Below are 11,655 nucleotides of genomic sequence, written 5' to 3'. Positions count from 1 at the left end.
CGCCATTAATGGCGTCATTGAATTCCGTGCGGGTATCGGCCAGGGCGCCATGAATGGCGCCCCTACGGGGGGCGAATCCGGGCGTTATTGAATGTCGTACGAATACCGTAGGGGGCGCATTTATGCGCCCCTGGTTAAATCAGGGCGTTATTGAATTTGTGCGGGTATCGGCCAGGGCGCCATAAATGGCGCCCCTACGGGGGCGAATCCGCGCGTTATTGAACGTCGTACGAATCCCGCAGGGGGCGCATGAATGCGCCCCCCGTATAGCGGTTAATGCAGGGTTTTGCGGACGTCGGCGACCTGATCTTTGGTCACGGCCGGGGCGCGGTTGCTCCAGCCCTGGCGAACGAAGGTGGCGAGCTGTGCGACCTCTTCGTCGCTCAGACGCTGGCCGAAGCCCGGCATCGCCAGCGTCGACGGCGCTTTAGCCGTTGAAGGCTGCTGCGCGCCGACGAGGATCGTGTGGATCAGCCCCGTCGGATCGCCTGCGTTCACGATCGTGGCCTGATCCAGCTCGGGGAAGATCCCCGGCGCACCCTTGCCGGTTACGAAGTGGCAGGTGCCGCAGTTGTCGAGATAGAGACGCTCGCCTTCGCTCAGGTTCTTCGCTGCCGTCAGCTTCGCTTCGGTCTGCTGCTGCGCCTGCACGTTGTAGGCCTGCAGCGGCGGGTTACCGCCGAGGAACTTCAGGTAAGCAGCAATCGCTTTCAGATCGGCTTCGGTCATATGGGAGCTGGAGTGCTCAATCACCGACTTCATCTCACCGCCCACGGCAGCTTTATCGTTCCGCCCGGTCTGCAGGTAATCGATCACCTCCTGCTCGCTCCAGTGCGGCATGCCGCGCAGCGACGGTACATCCCAGTTATTCAGGCTGCCGCCGGCGAGGAAGGTTTTGTCGCTGCTGTCGAGCGATTTCTCATTCATGCCCAGACCGCGCGGCGTATGGCAGCTGCCGCAGTGGCCGAGACTCTCGACGATATAGGCACCGCGATTCACTTCCGCAGAGGCGCCGCCAATCGGCTGAAACGGCTTGTCGGAGGTAAACGCCCAGTTCCAGAAGCGCATACCCCAGCGCTGGCTGAACGGAAAGCTGAGCTTCGTCTCCTGCGGCTGCTCGCTGCTCGGCTTGACGCCCTTCATAAAGTAGACCCAGAGTGCGTGCATATCCGCATCGCTGATCTTCGCATAGTCCGGGTACGGCATAGCCGGATAAAGGCGTGAACCATCCGGCAGCACCCCTTTACGTACCGCGTCAGAGAACTGCTGTTCGCTGTAGTTACCGATACCGTGCGCTTTGTCCGGCGTGATGTTAGTGGAGTAGATCGTACCCAGGTTCGACTCAATCGCCAGCCCGCCCGCGTAGGCTGCTTTGCCCGCGACGCTGTGGCACGCCATGCAGTCACCCAGCCGCGACAGATACTCACCCTGCTTAATCAGGGCCGCTTCATCTTCCGCCTGCGCCTGCAGCGCCACGCCGCTCAGCGCCAGCGCTGCCAGTAATGTTAGTTTTTTCATCTGCTTATGCCTGTACCAGTGGGCCGGGGTTCTTCAGATACTGCTCTTTGATCGCCTGCGCCGCCATCAGGGTGATCGCGCCGATAGTATCGGTCGGGTTCGCCTGGAAGTTTTGCGGGAAGGCGTTGCCACCCGGCACAAAGACGTTATGCACGTCCCAGCTCTGCAGGTATTTGTTCAGCGCCGAGGTTTTCGGGTTATCGCCCATCACCGCACCGCCCACGTTGTGGGTTGAGACATATTTGGTGAGGTCAAAATCGGCGCCCATCGGCAGGAAGCTCATACTCATGCTGTCCGGGTTCAGCTCTTTGGCAATATCGCCCACGATGCCCTTCAGATGCTGCTGCAGCTTCAGCTCATTCTCTTTCCAGTTAAAGGTCATACGCAGCAGCGGGTTACCGCGATGATCGGTGTAGTGCGGATCGAGATCGAGATAGATATCGCGATAGGACTGGCAGGTGGTGGTGATGCTGATCTTCATCGAATGGTTGTACCACTGCTCCAGACCCTCTTTGTAGCCCATACCCCAGGCGGGCGTGCCTTTCGGCAGCGCAGCAGCCATCGGCGTGCCGGTCGCCTGCGAGCTGTGGATCTTGGCGCCGCCGAGGAAGCCGAGCCCCGGGCCGTCGAAATTGCCTGGCGAGATGTCATTGAACATCTGGCCGGTCGCGCCGGCTGTGGCGTAAGAGTTAAAGTTCTTATCTTTAAAGAACAGCGTGGCGCCGCCGTTGGAGAGAAACGCATAGTTGCGCCCTACCACACCCTCTTCAGTGATCGGGTTATACGGCTTGCCGATACCGGAGAGTAGCATCAGACGCACGTTGTAGAGCTGGAAGCTGGAGAGCACCACAATTTTGGCTGGCTGGAATACCTCGTTGCCGTCGGCATCGTAGTAGATCACGCCTTTGGCAGTTTTGCCATCATCGTGCAGCACGACTTTAGCCACTTCAGCGTTCACTTCGTAGGAGAAGTTCGGCAGACGCTTCAGCGCATCCATCACCGCCGTCTGCGGTGACGCTTTGGAGTAGTTCAGGCACGGATATTTTGAGCAGTAGCCGCAGTAGTTGCACGGTGCAATCTGGTTGCCGTAGGGGTTTTTCCACGCGCGCGACACGCAGGCTGAAGGGTTCGGGAACGGATGATAGCCGAGCTTCTTCGCCGCTTCTTTAAACATCACGTTGTTGAGCGTGTCGTCCAGCGCCGGCAGCGGGTAAGGCTCTGAGCGCGGCCCTTCAAACGGATCGCCGCCTTCGAGGATCTGACCACGCAGGTTGCCGGTGGTGCCGGACTGCCCGCAGATCAGCTCAAATTTATAGAAGTAAGGCTCAATCTCTTCCCAGCTGAACGGGAAGTCCATCACGCGCATATCATCCTGCAGAATGCCTGGCTTATACGCCTGATCAACATAGGTTTTCAGTTTGATATCGGTCGGGGTCGGGCGGATCAATACTGCTGTCCAGTGCATGCCTGCGCCGCCCACGCCGGTGCCGGGTGCAAAGGCACCCCATTTGCGGGTAGGCAGCGCGGTCTGATCCATATTGTAACGCACCGTCACCGCTACCTCTTTTGGTGTGGCGAAGACTTTATTACGCACGTTGTAAGCGTATTCATCGGCCGGCTTCGGGTAGGCGAAGTCGGGATAGTCGCGCTCGCCGCCGCGCTCCAGCGCGCGCACCTCAAGTCCGGCCAGCGCCAGCTCAATACTCATCAGCGAGCCGGCCCAGCCGAGGCCGCACACAACGACATCGACTTCTTTTTTTGTAATCTGTGCCATGTTAGTTCTGTCTCATATACCAAATAGGGAAATTCAGGCGCGCTGGCCCAGCAGGCTGACCGGTCCGAGCGGATACGGCACGTTGTGCTGCTTCACCCATTCGGTAAAGCTGGCGCGGGCACCCGGGAAGCCGATAGCGATCCACGCCTTCATGCCTTTATTACCGCCATACATCGGGTCGGCAAGATAACCATGTTTGGTATCAGCCAGTAGCTGGCTGAAGAACTGTGAGGCTTTCAGCGCCGGCTCGCCCAGCGCCGCAAAATCGAGGCCATCATTCTTGTTGATACGGGTCAGCACGGCATCTTTCTCTTCCGTGCTCAGCTCGTGAAAGGCTTTCTGATAGGTTGTCTGCGTCCACTGCTCTACCAGTTTGATGGCGGTGCGGTACATCTGCTGCGGCGTAAACGGGATCTGATAACCCATGGTCGCCGGGGCGTGCACATCAAACGGCCCCTGCAGATAGATTTCTGCACCGAACTCCGGCGTGTGCAGCTGCTGGTCGATAAAAACCGGCACGTTGGTTTCCAGCGCGCCGGGCGCCTTGCCGCTGCCGCCAGCCGGGATCAGACGGTCGGTTGCTGCCAGGATAAACTGCCATTCACTGGCGCTGAAAAAGATCGGTTTATAATCGGCGAGTTCCGGCGCAGCCATTTCTGCCGCCTGCGCGGCGGTAACGCCTTTTAATAAAAGGTCGCTGACCGGCAAAGCCAGCAGCGCCCCGAGTAAAAATTTACGTCTGGTGGTGGGTTTTTCTAACAGCATGGCGCGACAATTCTCACTAGCTAAGAAAGATAATTTATATTTTTGTTAATGACGTTATAAATCGGCAAACAGGCGGGCAATCTTATGGATACAAATATTTCAGGATGTAAAAATTAAATTTAAAATGTGTTTAAGTGAAGGATAGTGATTTTTTCACCGTATCATGCGCGTGCAACAGTGCCACTTATTAACTGAAATTGTGGTTTAAACCCGCCAAAAGCAGGGGTTTTTAGCGCTTTATCTTGATATAACGCTAAAAGCGCTGCAGGAAAGAAATAATCGCCCGGCGCAACTGTTGAAAATAAATCACGCTTACGCTGTAGCAACAATTAGCGTAAATATTCAGCTTCATTAATGCTCAGCCAGATTTTTATCCCTCTGCGTTTTATTTGCCCATTTGGTGCATAGAAAACCAGCAAAATAATTAATACTCGGTATTAATCTTATATTCTGACAAAGCTCAGAACAAACCGGCATTTTGACTCTGCCCGCCGCGCGTTAAATTCAGCGTCTCTCCCTCTGAGGATAATAATAATGCGCTTACTGATTTTACTGGCAGCGGTCTGGAGTACTGCCTTTACCCTGCATGCCGCCACGCCAGAGGATACGCTGGTAGTGGCGGTACCGCTGGATGGCATCATCAGCTTTGACCCGGCGGAGAGTTTTGAGACGGTCAGCAACAGCGTGCAACGCAATCTCTATCAGACCCTGACCGAGCCGGACCGCAACGCGCCGCAGCAGCTTGCGCCGCTGCTGGCCAGCGAATGGCAGCCTGGCAGTACGCCGCACAGCCTGCGGTTTACCCTGCGGCCCGACGCGCGCTTTGCCAGCGGTAACGCGGTAACGGCGCAGGATGTGGTGTTCTCTCTGACGCGGGCGGTACAGCTCAACAAAGCGCCGGCGTTTATTCTGGCAGAGTTTGGCTGGACCGCTGCCAACATCGCCAGCCAGTTTCAGGTGCTGAGCGACACACAGCTGGAGATGCGCTGGCCGGCCGCAATCGGACAGGATCTGGCGCTGCGCCTGCTCACCGCGCCGGTGGCGTCGATTGTTGACAGCAAAACGGTACAGCAGCATGCGGTCAATGGTGACAGCGGCAACGGCTGGCTGCACACCCACTCCGCCGGCAGCGGCGCTTTTACGCTGCAGCAGTATGTGCCGCAGCAGGCGGTGGTGCTGAGCGCCAGCCCGCAGGCCAGCCCGGCACCGCAGCTGCGGCGCGTGCTGCTTAAAGGGGTAACGGATGCCGGCGCGCGCCGCCTGCTGATCCAGCAGGGCGATGTCGATGTCGCCTATCAGCTCGGCCCCGATCAGATCGACGCGCTGAAACAGGATAAGCACCTGCGTATTGAAGCATTTCCTTCCAGCCTGATTTACTACCTGGCGTTCAATGCACACAACGCCGCGCAGCCGGCACTGGCTAACCCGGCGCTGTGGCGCGCCGCGCGCTGGCTGGTGGATTATCAGGCTATCTCACAGCAGCTGCTGAAAGGACAATACCGTATCCATCAGAGTTTCCTGCCGCAGGGATTTGACGGCGCACTGGAGGAGACGCCGTTTCACTATGACGTCGCAAAAGCCAAAGCCATTCTGGCGGAGGGCGGCATTCAGCCCGGCACGCGCATTGCGCTGACGGTCATCAACCAGCCACCCTATATTGATGTAGCGCAGGCGCTGCAGGCGAGTTTTGCTAAAGCAGATATCGAGATCGATCTGCAGCCGGTGGCGGAGTCGGCGCTGTGGAGTAAAATGCGCGGCCGCGACTTCCAGTCCATCTTTATCTACTGGGGGGCGGATTATGTTGATCCTAATACCAACGCCAGCGCCTTTGCCTGGAACGTACCGGGCGGGGCTAAAACGCTGGCGTGGCGGGTGGGCTGGGATATTCCGCAGCTTAGCGCGCAGACGCGGGCGGCGGCGGGTGAAAGCGATGCGGTAAAACGCAGGGCGCTCTATACCGCCCTGCAGCAGCGCGTACAGCAGGACTCCCCGTTTGTGGTCACGCTGCAGGGTGCGCAGCAGGTAGCGATCCGGCAAAACGTGACCCACGTCCAGCAGGGTATTGGCGTCAGCCTGCTCTTCTTCGATACGGTCCGTAAAGGGTAACGCCGCTTCTGCCCTCCGGCATATCCGAAGGGCTTCCTCTTTTCTGCGCAATCAGTTGCGCTACCGCAGGCTGCGCTTGCTATCCTTGGTGTCATAACGCATTGCTGAAGAGCGAGAGATTATGACCACCCCACTGCTGATTGCTCAAACCCACGATATCCGGCTGTCGCTGCTCCCGGCGATGGCCAATCGCCACGGGCTGATCGCGGGCGCCACCGGTACCGGCAAAACCGTTACGCTGCAGAAGCTGGCAGAATCCTTTTCACAGGCCGGCGTGCCGGTATTTATGGCTGACGTCAAAGGCGATTTAAGCGGCATTGCCACTCCCGGCAGCGCCTCTGAGAAGCTGCAGGCGCGGCTGTCACGGATTGGCGTCAGCGACTGGCAGCCGCATGACAACCCGGTGATGCTGTGGGATATCTTCGGTCAGCAGGGCCACCCGGTACGTGCCACCGTCACCGATCTGGGCCCCCTGCTGCTGGCGCGGCTGCTGGGGCTGAATGAGGTGCAGTCGGGCGTATTGCAGATTATTTTCCGCATTGCAGACGATCAGGGGCTGCTGCTGCTCGATTTCAAAGATCTGCGCGCAATGACGCAGTATATCGGCGACAACGCCAAAGCGTTTCAGACGCAGTATGGCAACATCAGCAGCGCATCAGTGGGTGCGATTCAGCGCGGCCTGCTGGCGCTGGAGCAGCAGGGAGCGGAGCATTTTTTTGGTGAGCCGATGCTCGATATCCGCGACTGGATGCGCTGCGATGAGCAGGGCCGCGGCTATATCAATATTCTCGCAGCAGAACGGCTCTATCAGATGCCTAAACTCTACGCCACCAGCCTGCTGTGGCTGCTGGCGGAACTTTATGAGCAGCTGCCGGAAGCGGGCGACCTGGATAAGCCGAAAATGGTCTTCTTCTTTGATGAGGCACATCTGCTGTTCAGTGATGCACCGCCCGTATTGCTGGAAAAGATCGAGCAGGTCATCCGCCTGATCCGCTCCAAAGGCGTGGGCGTCTGGTTCGTCACGCAGAACCCGTCAGATATTCCGGACAAGGTATTAGGCCAGCTTGGCAATCGCGTGCAGCACGCCCTGCGCGCCTTCACGCCGCGCGATCAGAAAGCGGTAAAAAGTGCCGCTGAGACCCTGCGCGCTAACCCGGCGTTTGATGCCGTGGCGGCGCTTCAGGCGCTCGGCACCGGTGAGGCGCTGATCTCTTTCCTCGATGAGAAAGGCAGTCCATCCATCGTGGAACGCGCTATGGTGATCGCCCCCGGCTCACGCATGGGGCCGCTGACGCAGGATGAGCGCAACGACCTGATCAACCATTCGCCGCTTTATGGCAAATATGATGAGGAGGTCGATCGCGAGTCGGCGTTTGAGCGCCTGCAGCAGGGTGTTGCCGCCGCACCGCAGCAGTCAGCGGCGCCGGACGTTAAAGGCGCCGACGTGAAGGTAGACAGCGGCATTCTTGGCGGTCTGAAAGATATTCTGTTTGGCACCACCGGACCGCGCGGCGGTAAACGCGACGGCGTGGTTCAGAGCGTGGCCCGCAGCGCAGCGCGCCAGGTCACCAGCCAGATCGTGCGCGGCATGCTGGGCAGCCTGCTCGGCGGGCGCCGCCGTTAAGGACTCTCTGCTAAGATGGGATAATGGATAAATATCAACAACTGAAGCGCAGCAAACAGCTGGCGCTGGCGCTGCTGCTGGCGGCAGCGGCAACCTTTATCGTTACGCTGTTTCTGCCACCCAATTTCTGGGTACTGGGCGTTAAAGCGATCGCGGAAGCGGCTATGGTCGGTGCACTGGCCGACTGGTTTGCGGTGGTGGCGCTGTTTCGCCGCGTGCCGCTGCCGCTGATTGCGCGCCATACGGCGATTATTCCGCGTAACAAAGATCGCATCGGCGAAAACCTCGGTCGCTTTGTACAGGAGAAGTTTCTCGATACCGATTCGCTGCTGGCGCTGATCCGCCGCAACAATCCGGCACAGCTGCTGGCGCAGTGGCTGAACGCGCCGGGCAACGCCGATCGCGTAGGGCGTCATCTGCTGCAGGTCATGCGCGGTTTTCTCGATCTCACTGACGATGCCCGCATTCAGCAGTTTATGCGGCGCGCCGTGCATCGCGCGCTGGATAAGGTCGATCTGACCCAGTCCAGTGCGATGATCCTCGACAGCCTGACCAAAAATAACCGTCATCAGGCGCTGCTGGATGCGGCGATTGAACAGCTGCTGCAGCTGCTGCATAAGCCCGGCACGCGTGAGTTTATCGCCCTGCAGATTGTGCGCTGGCTGAAGCGTGAGCATCCGGTTAAAGCTAAAGTGCTGCCGACCGAGTGGCTGGGTGAACACAGCGCCACGCTGGTCGCTAACGCGGTGGACTCCATTCTCGACGAAGTGGCGCGCGATCAGGGGCATGAGCTGCGTCTCGGCTTTAATCGCGCGGTGCAGCGGCTGATTGACCGGCTGAAAAGCGATCCGGAGATGGCAGCGCGCGCGGAGTCAGTGAAGCAGTGGCTGAAAGAGGATGAGTCGCTGAATCGCTATATCGGTGAGCTGTGGCAGGATCTGCGCGCCTGGCTGAAGCGCGATCTCAGCAGCGACGATTCCCGCGTACAGGAGCGGGTACGGCTGGCGGCGCTGTGGCTGGGAGAGACCCTGCTGGCCGATGAGGCGTTACGCAGTTCGATGAATCAGCATCTGGAGGATGCGGCGCGCAGCGTGGCCCCGGAGTTTGCTGCTTTTCTGACGCGTCATATCAGCGATACGGTAAAAAGCTGGGACGCACGCGATATGTCACAGCAGATTGAGCTGAATATTGGCCGCGATCTGCAGTTTATCCGCATCAACGGCACGCTGGTCGGCGGCACCATCGGCCTGCTGCTCTATCTGCTGTCCCAGTTGCCCGCGCTTCTGCAGACGCTGCCCTGACCCGCCGAGGCTGAGCCAGGGCGCCATCATTAACCGAGGGCGCCATAAATGGCGCCCCTACGTTATCGTGCAGGGGCCTCATTAATGAGGCCCTGGCGCATTCATGCGCCCCTGGATCTCTCCCGCTTAACGTCGTTTCAGCAACAGATAGAGACTGATAGCGAAGAAAGCGCCGCTGGGCAGGATTGCCCCTAATATTGGCGGCAGGCCATAGACCAGGCTCAGCGGACCAAAAATCTGATCCAGCACGTAGAACAGGAAGCCGAAGCTGATACCCGTCACCACGCGCACGCCCATCGATACGCTGCGCAGCGGTCCGAAGATAAAGGAGAGCGCCATCAGCATCATGACCGCTACCGAAAGCGGCTGGAAGATTTTACCCCACATATTGAGCTGATAACGGCCCGACTCCTGCCCGCTCTGCTTCAGATATTTACTGTAGTTATACAGTCCGCTGATAGAGAGCGCGTCCGGATCCAGCGCCACCACGCCCAGCTTGTCTGGCGTCAGGTTGGTTTTCCACTCGCCGTTCAGGCTCTGCGAACCGGTGATCTGTTTTGGATCGGTGAGGTCTGACTCATCCACCTGCGCCAGCTCCCACCGCTTACGCGCCTGATCCCAGGTCGCGGTGGCCGCATAGCGCACGCTCTGCAGACGGCGGGCGTCGTTAAAGCGGTAGATGCTGACCCCATCAATCTCGTTATCGCCCTTAATGCGTTCGATATAGATAAAGTCGTTGCCATCCTTCGCCCAGAGGCCGTTCTGCGTGGAGACCAGCGACCCGCCGTAAAGCTGCTGCGCGCGGAAATTACGCGCCATCTGCTCGCCCTGCGGCGCCACAAACTCGCCGACGGCCATGGTCAGCAGCACCAGCGGGATCGCGGTTTTCATGACGGACAGCGCTACCTGCAGGCGGGTAAAGCCGGACGCCTGCATCACCACCAGCTCGCTGCGCTGAGCCAGCGTGCCGAGGCCAAGCAGCGCGCCAAGCAGCGCCGCCATCGGGAAGAAGATCTCAATATCTTTCGGCACGCTCAGCAGGGTGTAGTAGCCCGCATCCAGTGCGGAATACGCGCCCTGCCCGGTTTTGCGCAGCTGATCGACAAATTTGATAATGCCCGACAGCGACACCAGCATGAACAGCGTCATCATGATGGTGTTAAAAATGGTTTTACCGATATAACGGTCAAGAACCTTAAACATCACACCGACCCTCCGCGGCTGAAACGCGCCCGCAGACGACGCATCGGCACGGTATCCCAGGCGTTAAGCGCCACCGCCAGTGCCAGATACGCGACGTTAACGGTCCACATCCAGATAGCCGGATCGAAGCGCCCTTTGGCCGCATTGGAACGCAGCGAACTCTGCAGCAGGAAGAAGATCAGATAGAGCAGCATCGCAGGCAGCATCGACAATACGCGGCCCTGACGTGGATTGACCACGCTAAGCGGCACCACCATCAGCGCCATAATCAGCACCGAGAAAACCAGCGTCAGACGCCAGTGCAGCTCAGCCTGGAACTGCGGCGTTTTGGTGTTGATCAGCGTAAGCAGATCGGCCTGATCGGCATCGTTAGGATCGAGCGTCGCTTCTTTATAGCCGACTACCGCCTGATAGTTCACAAAGTCAGTGATGCGGAAATCACGCAGCAGCGCGGTACCTTCAAAGCGAGTGCCTCTATCCAGCGTCACCACCTGCGAGCCATCCTTGCGCTGCTCCATATGGCCGCTGTCCGCCAGCACCACCGACGGACGCGCGTTGCCTTTAGGCCGCAGCTGCGCGAGGAACACGTTGCCAAAGGTGTTGCCTTTCACATCCTCGACAAACAGCACGGTATTGCCGTCGCTGGAGGTCTGGAACTGGCCTGCGGCCAGCGCAGCAGCGCCCGGGTTCGCTTTGGCATTCTGCGTAACCTCATCCTGATAACGCGATGACCAGGGACCGAGCCAGATAACGTTGACTGCCGCCACCAGCGAGGTCATCAGCATCAGGATCATTGCCGCTTTAACCAGTAACCCTTTACCCAGGCCGCAGGCGTGCATCACCGTAATTTCACTTTCGGTGTATAGCCGGCCCAGCGTCATTAAAATCGCCAGAAACAGACTTAAGGGTAAAATAAGTTGCGCCATTTCAGGCACACCGAGTCCTAACAAGGTCAGAACCAGATTTGTGGGGATTTCGCCATCCACCGCCGCCCCTAAGATCCTGACTAACTTCTGACAAAAGAAGATTAGCAGCAGGATAAACAGGATAGCCAGCTGGCTTTTGAGCGTTTCCCGAACCAGATATCTAATAATGATCACGCTTAGTACGCCTGTGAAAACTTGTCTTTTTGCAGGAAAATCGCTAGTTTCAACGCTTATCAGCCATTTTTCTTCATCAATGGCCGTATTGGTCGCTAAAATGGTCTGTTAATGCGTCAGGGTGGTGAAAAAACATCATATTGTCACCCCACTCATTATGACCAGCGGCGTTAAATTGTCATGGCGTCGCGCCAAATAATGGGTGACGAACGCGCTACATTCTAACGACAGCTACGGCCGTTGTCTTTAAGATTCAGGAGAGTG

Annotated in this window: 8 protein-coding genes; 3 read left to right on the top strand and 5 right to left on the bottom strand. The window is 58.2% G+C overall.

What is annotated here, in order from left to right:
• Positions 1 to 273: 273 nt before the first annotated feature.
• The 3 genes from LAC65_RS01915 to LAC65_RS01905 are packed head-to-tail and all read right to left on the bottom strand — an operon-like array spanning position 274 to position 4,057.
• The gene (locus LAC65_RS01915) at positions 274 to 1,518 is read right to left on the bottom strand and encodes a c-type cytochrome (RefSeq protein WP_224144806.1); all 1,245 of its coding nucleotides are present in this window, start codon (positions 1,516 to 1,518) and stop codon (positions 274 to 276) included.
• 4 nt (positions 1,519 to 1,522) lie between these two features.
• Positions 1,523 to 3,292 (bottom strand): GMC family oxidoreductase, encoded by a 1,770-nt coding sequence (locus LAC65_RS01910; protein WP_039382349.1) that lies wholly within the window; start codon positions 3,290 to 3,292, stop codon positions 1,523 to 1,525.
• A 33-nt stretch (positions 3,293 to 3,325) separates the two neighbouring features.
• Positions 3,326 to 4,057 (bottom strand): gluconate 2-dehydrogenase subunit 3 family protein, encoded by a 732-nt coding sequence (locus LAC65_RS01905; RefSeq protein WP_039382348.1) that lies wholly within the window; start codon positions 4,055 to 4,057, stop codon positions 3,326 to 3,328.
• A gap of 534 nt (positions 4,058 to 4,591) precedes the next feature.
• Between LAC65_RS01905 and LAC65_RS01900 the strand changes: the two genes are divergently transcribed.
• From LAC65_RS01900 to LAC65_RS01890, 3 genes are all read left to right on the top strand, one after another.
• On the top strand, positions 4,592 to 6,163 hold the full coding sequence (locus LAC65_RS01900; RefSeq protein ID WP_039382342.1) for an ABC transporter substrate-binding protein: 1,572 nt from the start codon (positions 4,592 to 4,594) through the stop codon (positions 6,161 to 6,163).
• A gap of 121 nt (positions 6,164 to 6,284) precedes the next feature.
• Positions 6,285 to 7,787 (top strand): helicase HerA-like C-terminal domain-containing protein, encoded by a 1,503-nt coding sequence (locus LAC65_RS01895; RefSeq protein ID WP_039382339.1) that lies wholly within the window; start codon positions 6,285 to 6,287, stop codon positions 7,785 to 7,787.
• Positions 7,788 to 7,810: 23 nt separating this feature from the next.
• Positions 7,811 to 9,088, top strand: a complete 1,278-nt coding sequence (locus tag LAC65_RS01890; protein ID WP_039382337.1) for a DUF445 domain-containing protein — start codon at positions 7,811 to 7,813, stop codon at positions 9,086 to 9,088.
• Positions 9,089 to 9,214: 126 nt separating this feature from the next.
• Here the strand turns inward: LAC65_RS01890 and lptG are convergent, their stop codons facing one another.
• Both lptG and lptF read right to left on the bottom strand, forming a co-directional pair.
• Complete coding sequence (gene lptG / locus LAC65_RS01885) at positions 9,215 to 10,291, bottom strand: LPS export ABC transporter permease LptG (protein WP_039382335.1); 1,077 nt, start codon at positions 10,289 to 10,291, stop codon at positions 9,215 to 9,217.
• Complete coding sequence (gene lptF, locus LAC65_RS01880) at positions 10,291 to 11,391, bottom strand: LPS export ABC transporter permease LptF (RefSeq protein ID WP_039382331.1); 1,101 nt, start codon at positions 11,389 to 11,391, stop codon at positions 10,291 to 10,293. Before lptF ends, lptG begins: the two co-directional genes overlap by 1 nt.
• Positions 11,392 to 11,655: the final 264 nt, after the last annotated feature.

It is taken from the genome of Pantoea eucrina (assembly GCF_020079945.1).
GTDB lineage: Bacteria > Pseudomonadota > Gammaproteobacteria > Enterobacterales > Enterobacteriaceae > Pantoea > Pantoea eucrina.
Note: the sequence above shows the minus strand (reverse complement) of the source record. Positions and strands in the feature narration are given on the sequence as shown.